Genomic DNA, 15693 nt, shown 5'->3' on the forward strand with positions numbered 1-15693 from the left:
TTAGAGTTAATAGGTGAAGTTAATTATGCAACCAATTTAGTAAAAAAATAATTAAGGAGATAGTCTTGTATAAATCATATATTGATAACTTGATACACAAAATAAACTTAAGACTTTTAGGATTCATCTCAATTTTGAGAAAAGTTTTCCAAAACAAGATAGTTAGATTTCTTTTTTGCGGTGGGATCACAGCCGCTTTCAACGTTATACTTATTTATATCCTAATCGAGGGGTTAGGACTTAATACACCTGTTCTGCGTAATTTTGCCAATGTCTTAGCTATTGAAGTTTCATTGATATTCACTTTCTTTGTCTATAAGATTTGGGTTTGGTCAGGAGGAACTTGGAGACTTAGAGACGTTTTAGGTAGAGAAATTCCTCTGTTTCATATTTCATCAGGGATTGCTATAAGTCTTCGCAGTTTTCTAATTTTTCCTATAGTAGATTGGTTAGGCGTTCATTATGTAATTAACACTTTAATGGGAATTCTCATCGGATCAATATTAAATTACTTCGCTTGTGATAAAATAATTTTTAAAAAGTAATTATAAACGCCGACCTAATTCTTACAAGTTTTATGGGGCGCACTAAAACTTGGTGTTCACTGCCATCATAGTCTAAACTCCAGTTGGTTACGGCGAGCGCACCCAGGCTGATTAATACACTCAACACAGACTGATATCCTTCCTCGTAGTCTAAACTCCAGTGATGAACATCCAGCCCAAACCCGCGATCGCATTACTGCATTGGGGCGATCTAATTGAAGACTTTCTCGACAGTATTGGCATCTCCTTTGAGGGATTCTGTCAGGAAATGACAGGGGGCTGGATGTTCGGCTACATAGATGCCTTGCGATTGGCTGGCGTGCGGACGGTATTATTCTGCATTTCAGCCCAGGTTAATACACCGACACGCTATACCCATTTCCCAACAGGTGCGACGATCTGTGTACTGCCTGCCCCTAAAAGCTATCGCGCCATTCACCGCCCCATGGTTCGAGGTGTGAGTTACCTGTTATCAGCCGTACTGCGAGACATTGCCCCTTACCTAGCCACGCCCTTGAGGATACTCGCCCACGAACTACGCCAGGAAGGCTGTCAGGCGATTTTATGTCAAGAATACGAATATGCTCGCTTTGATATGTGTGTACTGTTAGGGCAATTAATCGGCTTACCCGTATTTGCCACGTTTCAGGGGGGAGACTTCCAGATGAGTCGCCTGGAACGTCCCCTGCGTCCATTCTCCATGCAAGCTTGCGCTGGTTTAATTGTCGCCACCCAGACTGAAGTCCAGCGAGTGCAGTCTCGGTATGGTGTACCTTCGAGCAAGATAGCCCAGATTTTCAACCCCTTAGACCTGAGTATATGGGATGAGAGCGATCGCGTGACCACCAGAGCAACCCTAGGAATCCCACCAGAGGCTGAGGTGGTGGTTTGGCATGGGCGAATTGACCTGCGTCGTAAGGGACTCGATATCCTAACCACGGCTTGGGAACAGGTTTGTCACCACCGCCGAGAACGGGACTTGCGGCTACTGCTGGTTGGCACGGGTAGCGATGCGGATCAACTGCGTCAACGGATTTCACAAATGCACTTACCCGGTGTAATTTGGATCAATGAGTACATCCTTGACCGCACGGCTATCCGTAACTATCTGGCTGCAGCTGACCTCTACACTCTCCCCTCTCGCCATGAAGGTTTCCCCGTTGCCCCTCTAGAAGCCATGGCTTGTGGTTTACCCGTCGTGGCTACTGATGCGCCTGGTGTACCTGATATTCTGGAGAATGGTGAGTTATCAGGGGGACTGATTGTCCCTCGCGAAGACGCAACCGCCCTAGCACTGGCTCTGGGTCGAGTTCTCGATGATCCAGCTTGGCGGTGTGAGTTAGGGAAACATGCCCGACATCGAGTAGAAACTAGCTTTTCTCTAGAGGCAGTAGGCAAGCAATTGCGCGATTTCCTTTTTAGTGATAGCTCAAACCTATCCTAAATGCGATGCTTCCCAGAGAAGGGCGGGTTTAGTTCAGTTATCCGTGTGTAGCCATGAGTTATCTGTAAAACCCGCCCCTACACCCCTGCTTCCCTATCCCTTGTGACTAAAGAGTCGGAAATACAGACTGACAAAAAACTCTTTAATCGGAAAGGCTAAAAACGTTAGCGGATTAATCGTGACGATAATATTCCGGACATCTCGAACCGCTAAGTTGATAATTTGTTGTGCCACCCAATCAGCAGACATGACGCCAATGGGATTGAGATTACTCTTAAACGGTCCTAAAATCAGTTTGCGGATCACACAAGGCGCATCTAAGCGGCGTAATGTGACTAAATCCCCTAATGCCCGTTTGCTTAATTCATACAGAGGACTGACGGCTGGACTGACTTCGGCTTCTGAGGTATTGACCCACACTTCCTTGCGGGCAATATCTTGATTGGTGCGAACGGTCTGCAAAAATAATTCTAATAACCGCCAACTGGAGAATGTATTCACCTCATAAGATTTCGCGATCGCGTCAGCGGTTCTCTCCCCATGGACGTTAATCCCATGATTGAGGATCAGAATATCAATCGATTCTAACTCAGCCTTTAAGTCAGATTCGTTTCCCACCTGCCAAGTTATCGTTTTTACCGATAGCGGTTCGCCCTCTGCCGTTAAAATGATCGGGTCTGACTTTGAGGTTAATGCGATAACTTTAGCCCCTCGTTGGTGCAAATGATACAACAGCGATCGCCCCAGTGTGCCAGACGCCCCGGTAACGGCGACAGTTTTGCCTTTCAGGGATAGCGCGGTACCCATAAGTTTATCGACGAAGGTCAATGTGCCACAATAATAAGCCTTTTGGTTATCAAAGTGATGTCGCCAATGATAGGGGCGATTTACCATCCAGTTCGAGGGAGGAGTAAAGAATTGTCCCGGACGATGAGTTAAGTCGGTTAATTCATCCGCACCGGAGAGTCCACTCCCTCGCGCGATCGCACCGACTAAAAAGCTTAAGGTATAGACAACACCTGCCAATGCCACCCAATGGGGTTCACTCCAGATATAAGCTACCCCCCACAGCAGGAGGCTAAACAGCAACATGACCAGGGATTCCGGTAAATCATTGTACCAATGAGCTTGGCGATAAATTTGCTCACTAACCGACGTTAAATCCGGTTTGAACACCCGATGGTGCCAGACATGCAACCGATATAAGGGCGTCCAATGATGGGACAGGATGTGATAAAAATCGCGGATTAGTTCCACCCAGAGGACAGAACCCAGTCCCCATGCTGCTGTAGTCACAAAAGACATCATACCCAAGCTAGATCCTCACCCATTCACAACGAGCAAACGTTAAAATACTAGAGCATACTCCTCAAAGTATAAAAAAATTAACGATTTAAGATACAATTAGATACAATTTGTGTGGGTGGAGAAATCAAGGAGCTTATGCCAGAGAACTCCTGGACAGAGAATAATCATAGCAGTGAGCTTGATCCCCTTAGCTCCCTGCTGTCTGAGTGGTCTGAAGATGATTTTGAAAGTGACTTTTTCTTTCAGGGACTCGAAGGGCGACGACGCAAAGCTGCGTTGGCGCTAACCCTGATTTGGGGTGGGACAATTACTCTGCATCTTCTATCCTGGGGTTCTTGGTTAGTCTTTGGTTTAACCGCCCTGTTAGGTATTCAGGCGATACGGGTATTAGTGGCGCGACCCCTCAGAGTGCCGAAACCACTACAGGGAGACAATCCGGCTGATTTTCCCTATGTGTCCTTACTGGTGGCGGCTAAAAATGAAGAGGCGGTGATTCAGAACCTGGTGAGGATGCTGTGCAATTTAGATTACCCCAAAGAACGCTGCGAACTCTGGGTAATTAATGATCACAGTACCGATAAAACCCCCATCCTCTTAGAGCAACTCGCGGCAGAATACGATCAGTTAAATGTATTTCATCGCGATGCGAACGCGACAGGGGGTAAATCCGGAGCGTTGAATCAGGTATTACCCCTGACAAAAGGGGAAATTATTGGCGTATTTGATGCCGATGCTCATGTGACCACAGATCTGCTGCGGCGAGTGCTGCCAATCTTTAATCAGTCGAAAGTTGGGGCGGTACAGGTACGAAAAGCAATCGCGAATGTATCCCTGAATTTCTGGACAAAAGGACAGATGGCAGAAATGGCGCTGGATAGCTATTTCCAACAGCAACGGACTGCCATTGATGGGATTGGTGAACTGCGGGGAAATGGTCAGTTTGTGCGCCGTTTGGCATTAGAACGCTGTGGCGGCTGGAATGAGCAAACGATTACCGATGACCTGGATTTAACCATACGCCTACACCTAGATAGATGGAATATTCGTTTCCTGGAATCCCCGGCGGTGGATGAAGAAGGGGTTACTAGCGCCCTATCTCTGTGGCATCAGCGTAGTCGTTGGGCAGAAGGGGGATATCAGCGTTATTTAGATTACTGGCGTCTGATTGCGAGTAATCGTTTGGGTTTTGGTAAAACTATCGATTTATTCTCATTTTTAATTATTCAGTACCTATTGCCAACCGCTGCGATACCTGATTGTTTAATGGCGCTGCTTCGCTCTCGTTTACCTCTGTATAGTCCGATTACAGGATTAGCGCTGACTCTATCTTTCATCGGTATGTTTACGGGATTGCGTCGGATTCAACGGGATGAACCTTTGACAGTCGGCACTGTATTTCTCAATGCCTTGCAAACAGTACGAGGTGTTCTATACATGCTGCATTGGATGGTGGTGATGTCAGCAACAACGGCTCGCATGTCCGTGCGTCCCAAGCGATTAAAATGGGTTAAAACCGTGCATCAAGGAACAGGAAAGGAAAGCTTTGAATTTTGACCCTTCGCTTCGTTCAGCGAACCTGGCGCCTGTGTAGGGGCTCACTTTCACTAATATCTTTTCGGGTGCGCCCCCATGTGACTAAACCCGCCCCTACTAATTGATATCTTATCCGCCTAAACAATCATCATTCCCTTATCTCTGTTCCCTTGACAAATGACTAAAACGCGATATCACCATCATCATCGTATTTTAATGTATCAGATCTATGAAAGGGTAGAGTAGAGTTATTAGGCGTTTTTCCCTGGGTTGGTTTCTCTTGAATTGCCGTTGATGCCGTATCATTCAGTGACTGAGATTGAAGGGAATGCATTTGCTTTGTGTCCTCTGTAGATGAACTCGCCTCCAACTCCGGCATATTCAATTCGTCATCTAGAGTAATAACATTCCCACTGAAAAATTTTGTTAGAGTCGTTACAGCATCCTGTATTTTTTCCTCATCCCAGTCTCCGGCGTCTACAGGTGCTGATATTGAAGATTGAGGTAGGGAAATTGGCATATTTTCCTCAGCCCTATCAAACTGAGTTTGATTCGGTTGGGGTATATGACGTTCGGGTTGAGGAATAACCATTCCTCTATCTTCTCTATCTCCCTGATCTCTCTTATCTTCCTTAGGCGTCTCGTCTTCTACATTTGACGACAAGTTAGACTCGGAAGGGGTAACAACTTCCCGATTCGTCGCCGTTGGTTTAGCCGATTTACTCCCTATAACTGTGAAGTTTACTTTGATAGGTTTTTGATACACAGCTTCAAATGCTGCTTGAATATTCTGCAGATTATCTTTGGCATACTGTAATAAGGGTTTAGTTGTGAACCCTATCTGTGCCACTGTTCCATCAAAACTCAATAAATGACCCATCTGACGCAAGAATTCTTTGACACTAGTGGGTCGCAAATTTTCAATAATCTGTTTCCAAATTTGTTCTGTATCAGCAGATTGTTCAGAAACAGGAACGGGGGAAACTGTCCCGTTATTGGAAGATGGGGGAGGTGACTCCGATGCTTTTACCCGTGGTGGCGGTTGAGTTTCAGGAATTTGGGAAATGGGTTTCGCGGCTGGTGTTTGACTCGCCGCTAGGGGTGGGGAAGCGGGTTGGGTGGTGCGATGCTGGGGTTCTGGGGGCTGGGTTGTTCTGGGTTGGCTAACCTGTGACGGTGGCTGGTGCGATCGCGTCTGAGTTGCCCCGGGTTCAACCCGTAGAGCGTTGGGTAATAAACCTAACAGGGTGACTTCTAGCCATAGGCGCGGTTGCGTTGTATTTTTTACTTGTGCTTCACTGGCTTTTAAGTGTTGCTGCCCGCGTAAAATATCCGCAGTATCCAAAGTTTGAGCAAATTCGCATAACTGTTTCCAGGTAGGCGGTGTGACAGCCACTAAATTTTGACGATTGGGTGCAGTTTTGGCAATAAGTAAATCCCGATAAAATCCGGCTAAATTTTGCAGCACAACTAAAGGTTCTCGTCCCCTATCCATTAAATTGCGGCAACAATCGAGAACAACTTGAGCATCATTACTCGCGATCGCTTGACTCAGTGCTAGCAAGTCTCGTTCGGGTACTGCCCCGACTAAATCCCAGATACACTCAACGGTTATTTCTCCGGCTAACAAGCTGAGTTGATCCAGCAGACTCTCGGCATCTCGCAATCCCCCTTGCGCCACTTGTGCTACCAAGGTAATTGCATCCGTTGTAATATTTATGGTTTCTTTGGTGGCAATAACCTGAAGATGCTTGACCATTGCCGCTAACGGAATGCGGCGAAAATCAAACCGTTGACAGCGAGAAATAATTGTGGGTAAAACTCGTTGGGGATCGGTCGTAGCTAAGACAAAAACAACATGTTTCGGCGGTTCTTCTAAGGTTTTGAGTAATGCATTGAACGCCGCACTGCTAAGCATGTGACACTCATCCACCACATACACCTTATAGCGACATTGAACCGGGGCAAATTGGGCGCGTTCGATGATTTCGCGAATATTATCCACACCCGTATTACTCGCCGCGTCAATTTCGGTGATATCCAGGGCGGTTCCTTGAGCGATTGTGCGGCAAACGTCACAGGTACCGCAAGGCTGAGGCGTTGGCTTATCGGTAGTCAGACAGTTGAGGGACTTAGCTAAAATCCGCGCTGACGAGGTTTTACCCGTACCTCTGGGGCCACAGAACAAATAAGCTGGGGCTATTTTCTCTTGAACAATAGCATTTGTGAGAGTTTGCGCGATCGCTTCTTGACCGACTAAATCGGCAAACGTCTGAGGACGATATTTGTGATGGAGGGGTTCGTAACTCACGCGACTTCAGGATGTAAGGGTTCTGGGAGATATGGGGGAGCTCTTGAAGCTCTTGAAGCAGGGGAAGCAATGTAGAGACGTGCCATGGCGCGTCTGGAAGCAGGGGGAGGATGAACAATTGTACTATCTATCATTGTCACTTGAGATCCTAACTCAAAATCATCAAAACTCCTCCGCTGCGGGAAACTCCGTGTCCCTTCGCTTCGCTTATCGGGCAAGCTTCCGACCGGGGAGGAACGCACGGCAGCGGTTTTAACCGCTTGTATCTCTTAACTATGATGAGGGTCGTTGATGTATCTTTGAATAGTTGCTGCACTGACGTTGCCTGCGGTTGAAAAGAAGTAACTATTTGTCCACAAAGAGGGGAGTTTTTTGAGTTCTGGAAACTACTTCCTGAGATAGTTGGCACTCCGTCCTTTGAAGGCTTTTGCTACTTGGTAAATCGCATCTGTTGGATGAATCTCAACAAACAAGTGAATATGAGCTGGCGCGACTTCAAGCGCTCTAATGTGCCAACCTTTTTCTGTGGCTAATTCGCTGAATATCTCAAATATTCTATCACGAATCTTGGATGGTAGCACTTTCTTTCGTCGCTTAGGTATCCAGACCAGGTGAACCACGCACAATCCGATAGCGTGGTTGTAGTGCCTGTACTCGTATGAATTTTTTCGCATTTATTTCCTGATTGACTGTTGTTACCATTGTCGATGAAAATAGAGACAGCAACAACCAAGCCAAATTATGGCTAAAAACAAAAAGCCTAGGGGTGTACAGCAAATGCTGTTACATCCCGACAAAGAAACAAAAGCCATTTTGGAGTACCTGTGCGAACAGTCAGGGAAACTCTACAACATGGGTGTGTACTTTGCCCGTCAGACATTTTTCAAGACCAGCAAACTCTTGACTGGAAAGTTTGACTTGATTTACGAGCAAAGCGTAGGAAAGAGTCAAATCGCCCAGTCTCTACCTTCAACACCAGCACAGCAAACACTACTAAGTGTCGAGTACAGCGTTCAAATCCTACAAAGGGTTGCGTCAGGTTTGGCTCAAAGGAAAATTGCCGAATAAACCCAAACCACCCAGCTACCTGAAAGGGTCAAAGCTGTTCAAGGTGGCTTATCCCAATTCAGGGGGACAGAAGCCCAAGCTAGTTGGCGGTCAACTTCAGTTCTCACTGGGCTTGAGTGTTAAGCGCTGGTTCGGAATTGACAGCTTCAAGCTACCCGCTCCAAGTAACCTTGATATTACCAAAGTCAAAGAATGGACTATTTTGCCTAAAAACGGTGTCTTCTACCTAGAAGCTTCCTACGAACAACAAGAGCAGGAGACGTTCGTAGGGATGGACGACCAAGCATTAGCAATTGACCTGGGTACAGCCGATAATCTAGCTGCTTGTGTTGACACCTTGGGCAACTCCTTCCTGATTGATGCCCGTGCTATGAAAGCCTTTAACCAATACTGGAATAAGCAGGTATCTACCACAAAGGAAGGAAAGCCGCAAGGATACTGGGATGCCTTTCTTGACCGAGTGACCCGTAAACGCAATCACCGCATGAGAGATGGTATCAACAAAGCCGCAAGCTTAATTATCAATCACTGCCTTAAATACGGCATAAGCACGATTGTTCTGGGGTGGAACGAAGGGTTTAAAGAAAACGCCAATATGGGTAGGTTGAACAACCAAAAATTTGTTCAAATGCCCTTGGGTAAGTTTAAAGACCGATTGCAGCAATTGTGTGAGATTTACGGCATTCGCTTAGAAGTAACAGAAGAAGCTTACACGAGTAAAGCCAGCTACCTAGATGGAGACTCCCTACCTAAGTTTGGTAAAAAACCAGACAGTTGGAAAGCATCAGGAAGACGAATAAAGCGCGGTTTGTATCGTAGTAGCGATGGTTCAATTGTAAATGCCGACTTGAATGGCAGTGCTAATATTTTAAGAAAAGTAGCCAGAAAGTTAGGTATTGACCTAAACCGACTGGGTAGACGGTGTTTGACGACCGTAGCGAGAGTGAGATTGTGGGCTTTGCCGCAGTCTACTCTGTCAGCAGAATCCCCGTGTCTTTAGACCAGGGAGTGTCAAGTCCGACTAACGAAGCGAAGGATGAGTCGGGGCGGGTTTAGTTCAGGTAGTGGCTTTATCGGGAACGTTATCAGTAAAACCCGCCCCGACAGACTCAAAACTCATTGATCACCCGTTGTGCCGATGGGGTAGGAACTCTGCTAAAACCATTTAGGAGTCTACTCATAATGCAAAACAATGCTTGTAACTCGTCAAATCAAAAGTGTTTATACTGATGGAGCCTGTACTGGCAATCCAGGTCCGGGTGGCTGGGGTACGGTTGTGTATTTTACCGATGGTTCTGTCCATGAAATCGGGGGGGCGACGACAAAAACCACCAATAACCGGATGGAACTCTTGGCAGCGATTGAAGCCCTGATGCTGCTTCAGAGATCGGGAAACACTCACCCGATTACCCTCTACACGGATAGTGAATACGTCAAGAACGGCATTACTAAATGGATTAAGGGCTGGAAAAACAAAGGCTGGAAAACCTCTCAGGGAAAAGCCGTTTTAAATCAAGATTTATGGGAAAAACTGGATGCGGTCAATTCTTCCCTCGTCACTTGGCAACATGTACGGGGACACAGTGGTAATCAAGGCAATGAGCGTTGTGATCAAATTGCTAATGCTTTTGCCCACGGTAAATCTCCAAGATTAACACAACTGTCGGACTTTGGTAATTCCAGCACCCCCACGCGGAAGACACCCGTAACAGGGGTATCAGATGAAAAGACCACTTTTGAGGTAGTTTACAAAGATGTACCACAGGTCCTTCCTACCTCTGAAAAACCGATGATAGATGTACCGGATTCACCAAACACTTCCAATGACGAGTTACCCCGCGAAGTTAGAGTTGCTCAACTGGGAAACTTAATCGAAACCCTACGCATTGCTGATGAAATCGCTAGTGAAGGCTATCTAATTAGTAGTTCCGAACTAGCCGATTTAATGGATATCAATGCCAGTGCAGTCACCAGTCGGGGAGATCATTGGCCCTGGCGCAACTGGATTGTCTCGCGAGTGCGGCGTGAAGGCAATCAGATTCTCTGGCAGTTAGAACGGGTAGACCAAGTTAGATCTGGAGATGAAGAGTAGTTAGGGATTGGGGACGTTTTGACCTTCACTTCTTGGACATTAAAGAAAATGCTTGTGGAGACGGTCTGACGGGGACGGGAAACCGTCTAGTTAAGAGTTCGAGAAGCAAGAACAAGGGTAGAGAGGCGCGACTTCAGTCCGCCTCGTAACATCCTTTAAGAATCCCCCTTCTTCAGATGGGGGAGTACGTCAATCCATCTTCCCATTCCTAACTCCCATAAATCCGCCCCCGCCACTGTTTTGGTCTTTGCCTAGCGGACAGGAAAATCCGCAGCACGGCTAAGGGGTCAGCCAAAGGAGAAAGCCAGAATAGCCAAGATGCGGGGGATGAGGATGGAGTGAAATCATAAGAACGAGCGATCGCGCCAACTAATGCCCAGCGCATTACCAGTAACCCTAGATTTAACCCTAGGACACTCATGAGGACGGGTGAAGATATGCCCAGGCTCAAACTCACTAAAGCCACTAAACAGGCAGGTAGAGGCAACGCCTGAGTACTCAGCAGCAGCCATACATCACTCCAGAGTTGACCCGGAGTAGAAGCATCCTTTAAATCGAGCGATCGCCCCCACTCCCGCCAGGTAGCCCAAGCGCCCTCATACATACGAACTTTGAGCACGTTAGCACCATCCAAAAACCCCACCTTAAATCCCTGTTTGGCGGCATATCGCGCTAGGGTCACATCATCACAAAATGAACCCTTGGCGCTGCTATAACCATCGAGTTGAGTTAAAACCTGTCGGCGACATAAAAAACACTGCCCATTTGCCATCACCCGTTCGGCGGGATTGCTAGTGATACCTGTTGGACCAAATCGATAGACCAACGTCATCAGCAGCGCCGGTTGTAGCCACCATTCCCCCGGATACTGGAGAATAAATCGCGGTGATAGAGACACCAGGTCAAACCCTAAGGTTTCAGCGATATGAATTAACCCCGCCACTAATCCAGGTTGGGGTTGGGTATCCGCATCTATACCCAAAATCCACTGACTATCGGGACAACTGTGCAAATAGCCCTGATGTAATGCCCAAGGACGTCCTACCCAATCCGGTGGCAATGGGTCATCGGTCATCAGCCGAAATCGCGGATCTTTGATTTGGGCATCTTTGACTAACTCCGGTGTGCCATCGGTGGAGTGAGAATCCACCACAATAATTTCGCGTACTTCGTAACTCTGTTGACTTAAGCCTATTAGACAAGGATTAAGGCGTTCTCGTTCATTGAGTGTAGGCACCACCACACTCACCGCCCCCAACTGATCGGGGGTAGGGAGCTTGGCTTCTACGGGAGGACGACGCCCTGGACCTTTGAGCAGGCGTGAGAGCAGGATTAAAGTAGCGGGGATCTGGCTCAGTAATAGGATGAGGGCAAATATCATTTAAGCAGATGGGCAGAGGTGTGGAGGGTTAGGGGGAGCCTGATTACTTAGGTGAAGCTCCCATAGATGCTACAGGCACTTTCGCCTCTGGAGTGCGATCGCGTAGTGCTTGTTCAACGGTATTCGGTGTCGGTGCAGCCGTTGCCATCCGCCACAATACCACGGCGGGAACAACACCCAACAGAATACCTAAGCCGATAGGTAACCATATTTGGGCACCGATACTCATCACAGCCGCAAAGACAAAGTTGCTCAGATAAACGGCTAAGGGTAATCCCAATTGGCTTCTAGACAATGCCATTGGCGTTTTCTGCCAAAATAGAGTCGCGACCGTCATAAATACAGCACCTGTTCCCAACCAGCCAGCAAAATTCTGATACGGCATGCCAAAAAAGGCACCCGGTTGCTCCCATAACCAGAAGGGGACAGTGGCTTGGCTCATCGCGGGGTCAAGCACGAAGTCCCAAGAGGTGAGTAAGACAGCACCAATCGCGATCGCACCGAAGTGACGCAACCAACTGACTGACTTGTTTGTCGCTACTCTAGCCTCTAACCCCACACGAGCCAATAGATAAGACACCAATCCTAAATAAAACCAGGATAAGGGAATCGTAAACGGGACAAGATCGGCGATTTTATAGCCTAAGCCATTTAAGTAACCATAGTGTCCAAATGGGAAACCTGTACTCGTTCCCAGGAGTTCACTTGCCAAGGAAATGACTATAGCCGGCACCATGAACGTTAACCATTGCCACAGTCCCAGAGTTCGGTAGGCATAAATCGCGACAGCTAGTGCCCCCAAAATAATATAGACCACTCCACCCCCAGCCATTGACCATTGAAAAAAGGTTTTTCCCTGTGGTGGTAAGCTGAGAATCCATTCCGGGTGAGGCAAAACCAGCAGTAAACCTGCCAGTCCAAATGCCATAGCCCCAATATGACCTATCAACAAAAAGCGCTCAATTTTGATCAGTTGCTTCATGAGAAACTCCTAAAATGGTGAAAACCCCCAACTTGTCTTAGCGGCAAGACACAGCATTCCGATTCACATGCAGCAAGGCAATAGTGGTTTGCGGGTATACAAGCAGCAATGATTAATAGTTTACAAATGTTTACGAAAAAAGTCCCTAGTACCCCCGTGTGAATGATCAGGGTGAGGGGGTGAGGGGGTGATGGGAAAATTTCCCCATTCCCCGTTCCCCGTTCCCCGTTCCCTTGTCCCCGTTCCCTTGTCCCCATGAACAGGGCGGGAAAATCGTTAATATATTGGCAGGGCAGTAACCTTAATCTTGTCACTGTTTGTTACAGGGCAAAAAAGTTGCTCTTGTCTGCTGTTGGCTTCCTAGCATCTTTACTCAAAATGACTTCACCTGTTCCGGAAAACGCGAAAACTGTCATTCGTCCAATTCAATACGGCGATTTGGAGAGAATTGAGCAGCTTACTACTCAAGCAACGGAGCAAGAGTGTAATAGCTGTTCGTTAACCTTCATTCGCAAACTTCAGCAGGTTCGACGCTGGTATGGGTTGCTGATGCTTTTGAATTGGTTCCCGAATCCTTGCCAGTATGATTTTTGTTTCTATGTGGCTGAACAATTTCAGCGGTTGCGGGGATTAATTAAAGTCTCGCCCTTTAATCGGACTCGCAGTACTTGGCGTGTGGAACAGGTGTTAGTTACTCCTGATCACTCTTCTCGAACCAGTAATAAACCTGCCAAACTCGAAACGGGCTCAGCACTCTTGCGCCATTGCTTCGAGACCATCTGGGAAGCCCGCACCTGGTTACTAGAAGTCAATATCCATAATAAAGATACCCTGGCACTGTATCGGCACAACGGATTTCAACCCCTAGCGCAATTGACATATTGGGCAATAAATGATACCACTCTAACTAAACTAGCCGATCGCGAACCCGATTTACCCAACTTGCTCCCCGTGAGCAATGCTGATGCCCAACTATTGTATCAGCTAGATACAGCGTCCATGCCTCCGTTAGTGCGTCAAGTTTTTGACCGCCATATCGAAGATTTTAAAACAGGGTTTATGCGATCGCTAGTCTCGACACTCCAGCAGTGGTTCAATCGCACTGAAGTAATCAACGCTTATGTGTTTGAATCCCAGCGGAAAGCGGCTATTGGTTATTTTCAACTCACCCTTTGCCGAGATGGGAGTCGAGCCCACGAAGCCCAGCTCACCGTTCACCCTGCCTACACTTGCCTGTATCCAGAGTTATTCTCACAAATGGCACGGATTAGCCAACAATATCCTGCCCAGTCATTGCATCTAGCTTCAGCCGACTATCAACCGGAACGAGAAGACTACCTGGAACAGTTAGAAGCTCAGAGAATCGAGCATACTCTGCTCATGTCTCGCTCAGTCTGGCATAAACTCCGGGAAGCAAAGAAATTAGAGGCGTTACAGTTATCAGAAGTGCTTCAGGGACTCCAGCCAGCCCGTACTCCTATCCCCAGCCGTATCTCCTGGTGGGAATCCCTCTCCAAACAACCTAACGCGGCTTCTAAGACCAATGGAACCAATCCCTCGTCAAAACAGAAGTCGAAGGAGAAGGATATTCAACCTCCAGCCGATTCTATAGATGCTGACTAGGAGCGTTTTGAGTTTTGCGTTTTGCGTTTTCACCCTTTGGAAAGAGGGTATGGCGCTTGTGTCGGGGTGGGTTTCACAATGATGCAGAAAATCTCAGCCTTAGGCTTAGATGTTGGTAGTAAGCGAATTGGTGTCGCCGGATGCGATGGCACCGGTTTAATTGCTACAGGTTTAACCACAATCAAGCGAACATCCTTTGAGCAGGATGTATCACAGTTGGGAGAACTCGTAGAACAACGCGAGGTTCAGGTTCTAGTGGTTGGGCTACCCTATTCAATGAACGGAACTCTGGGATTTCAGGCGCGACAGGTGCAAAAGTATGCTCGTCGCTTGAGTGCTGCCCTACAATTACCCGTAGAATATGTGGATGAGCGGTTAACCTCCGTTGAAGCAGAACAGTTACTTCACGCCGAGAAGCTTGCGCCCTCTCGCCATAAAGCTCTGATTGACCGCAAAGCCGCAGCAATCATACTCCAACAGTGGCTGGATACTCGTCGCTCAAGCCGTGAACCATGAACATGTAGCTTGCTGATCGAGAAGCGAGTACCATGAACCCGGAAAAGTGATAAGATGAAAAACTGCTGGATTATACCAACGAACGTTTATCCATGGCTTTAACCCAAGAACGCAAACAAGAAATTATTGAGAGCTATCAAACTCATGAAACCGACACGGGTTCGGCAGATGTGCAAATTGCCATGCTCAGCGATCGCATTAGTCGTTTGAGTACACATCTACAAGCAAATAAAAAGGATCATGCCTCCCGTCGGGGATTATTAAAGATGATTGGTCAGCGCAAGCGCTTACTCAGTTATGTTCGTCAAAGCGATCCTGAACATTACCAAGCCTTGATTAAGCGCTTAGGTATTCGCGGCTAGACACCAATTAAAGCTTATGTCTGATCAACCCTCCCGCAACCCTTTACCCTTTGAGCCAAGCCAGAAGCGCAAAAAAAAGTCGAAACCACAGGCAAAACCTGTAGCCAGTAAAGCGGAGGCGAAACCAAAAGCGAAACCCGATAAACCCAGGACTTCCAGTTCTGAGTCGATGGCTATCCCTGATCAGGTGAGCAAGCGTATGGTACGCCGCATGGCGTTACTGTGCGGTATTCCGACAGCGTTGGGGATTCTCTCATTTGTGGTCAGCTATCTTGTGGTGGTTAACCTGGAGATCAAATTACCCAATGTCGCTGTGGTTCTGGTAAGTATGGGCTTTTTTGGCTTAGGGGTGTTGGGCTTGAGCTATGGCGTCCTTTCCGCATCTTGGGAAGAAGAAATCCCCGGAACACTACTAGGTTGGCAGGAATTCACAACCAACCTAGGACGACTCACATCAGCATGGCGTGAGGCGAGAGAGGCTAAAAAAAGTTAGCTCAGCTTTCGGTAAGATTGCCAGGGCTCGCGGGA

Annotated in this window: 12 protein-coding genes and 2 pseudogenes; 9 read left to right on the forward strand and 5 right to left on the reverse strand. The window is 47.4% G+C overall.

What is annotated here, in order from left to right; genetic code table 11:
* The first annotated feature begins 65 nt into the window (after positions 1-65).
* Positions 66-545 carry a GtrA family protein gene (locus RLO19_RS29190; RefSeq protein ID WP_446361028.1) on the forward strand — a complete coding sequence of 160 codons (480 nt, stop codon included), beginning with the start codon at positions 66-68 and terminating at the stop codon, positions 543-545.
* Positions 546-708: 163 nt separating this feature from the next.
* Complete coding sequence (locus RLO19_RS29195; protein ID WP_446361030.1) at positions 709-1989, forward strand: glycosyltransferase family 4 protein; 1281 nt, start codon at positions 709-711, stop codon at positions 1987-1989.
* Positions 1990-2082: 93 nt separating this feature from the next.
* Here RLO19_RS29195 and RLO19_RS29200 read toward each other — a convergent pair whose 3' ends face one another.
* The gene (locus RLO19_RS29200) at positions 2083-3297 is read right to left on the reverse strand and encodes a bifunctional sterol desaturase/short chain dehydrogenase (protein ID WP_446361032.1); all 1215 of its coding nucleotides are present in this window, start codon (positions 3295-3297) and stop codon (positions 2083-2085) included.
* Between the two features lie 135 nt (positions 3298-3432).
* Here RLO19_RS29200 and RLO19_RS29205 point away from each other — a divergent pair, with 135 nt between their 5' ends.
* Positions 3433-4851 carry a glycosyltransferase gene (locus RLO19_RS29205; RefSeq protein WP_446361034.1) on the forward strand — a complete coding sequence of 473 codons (1419 nt, stop codon included), beginning with the start codon at positions 3433-3435 and terminating at the stop codon, positions 4849-4851.
* A 160-nt stretch (positions 4852-5011) separates the two neighbouring features.
* Here the strand turns inward: RLO19_RS29205 and RLO19_RS29210 are convergent, their stop codons facing one another.
* Entirely contained in the window at positions 5012-7141 is a 2130-nt protein-coding gene (locus tag RLO19_RS29210) for a DNA polymerase III subunit gamma/tau (protein WP_446361036.1), read from the reverse strand.
* Between the two features lie 269 nt (positions 7142-7410).
* Positions 7411-7815 (reverse strand): annotated as a pseudogene (gene tnpA / locus RLO19_RS29215) (IS200/IS605 family transposase).
* Between the two features lie 67 nt (positions 7816-7882).
* On the opposite strand from tnpA, the pseudogene RLO19_RS29220 reads away from it, so the two are divergent.
* Positions 7883-9209, forward strand: a pseudogene (locus RLO19_RS29220) (RNA-guided endonuclease InsQ/TnpB family protein).
* A gap of 192 nt (positions 9210-9401) precedes the next feature.
* Complete coding sequence (rnhA, locus tag RLO19_RS29225; RefSeq protein WP_446361038.1) at positions 9402-10301, forward strand: ribonuclease HI; 900 nt, start codon at positions 9402-9404, stop codon at positions 10299-10301.
* A 208-nt stretch (positions 10302-10509) separates the two neighbouring features.
* Here the strand turns inward: rnhA and cruG are convergent, their stop codons facing one another.
* Both cruG and cruF read right to left on the reverse strand, forming a co-directional pair.
* Complete coding sequence (cruG, locus tag RLO19_RS29230) at positions 10510-11682, reverse strand: 2'-O-glycosyltransferase CruG (RefSeq protein ID WP_446361040.1); 1173 nt, start codon at positions 11680-11682, stop codon at positions 10510-10512.
* A 43-nt stretch (positions 11683-11725) separates the two neighbouring features.
* A complete protein-coding gene (gene cruF, locus RLO19_RS29235; RefSeq protein WP_446361042.1) occupies positions 11726-12664 on the reverse strand; it encodes a gamma-carotene 1'-hydroxylase CruF in 939 nt (312 codons plus the stop codon).
* Positions 12665-13042: 378 nt separating this feature from the next.
* Here cruF and RLO19_RS29240 point away from each other — a divergent pair, with 378 nt between their 5' ends.
* The 4 genes from RLO19_RS29240 (at position 13043) to RLO19_RS29255 (ending at position 15658) form a co-directional block, all read left to right on the forward strand.
* Positions 13043-14287 carry a GNAT family N-acetyltransferase gene (locus RLO19_RS29240; protein WP_446361044.1) on the forward strand — a complete coding sequence of 415 codons (1245 nt, stop codon included), beginning with the start codon at positions 13043-13045 and terminating at the stop codon, positions 14285-14287.
* Between the two features lie 81 nt (positions 14288-14368).
* Entirely contained in the window at positions 14369-14803 is a 435-nt protein-coding gene (gene ruvX, locus RLO19_RS29245) for a Holliday junction resolvase RuvX (RefSeq protein ID WP_446361098.1), read from the forward strand.
* Positions 14804-14895: 92 nt separating this feature from the next.
* The gene (gene rpsO, locus RLO19_RS29250; RefSeq protein ID WP_446361046.1) at positions 14896-15165 is read left to right on the forward strand and encodes a 30S ribosomal protein S15; all 270 of its coding nucleotides are present in this window, start codon (positions 14896-14898) and stop codon (positions 15163-15165) included.
* A gap of 16 nt (positions 15166-15181) precedes the next feature.
* The gene (locus tag RLO19_RS29255; protein ID WP_446361048.1) at positions 15182-15658 is read left to right on the forward strand and encodes a photosystem II biosynthesis protein; all 477 of its coding nucleotides are present in this window, start codon (positions 15182-15184) and stop codon (positions 15656-15658) included.
* Positions 15659-15693: the final 35 nt, after the last annotated feature.

The sequence above is a fragment of the Coleofasciculus sp. G2-EDA-02 genome (genome assembly GCF_040226375.1).
In the GTDB taxonomy this organism is placed as follows: Bacteria; Cyanobacteriota; Cyanobacteriia; order Cyanobacteriales; family Coleofasciculaceae; genus Coleofasciculus.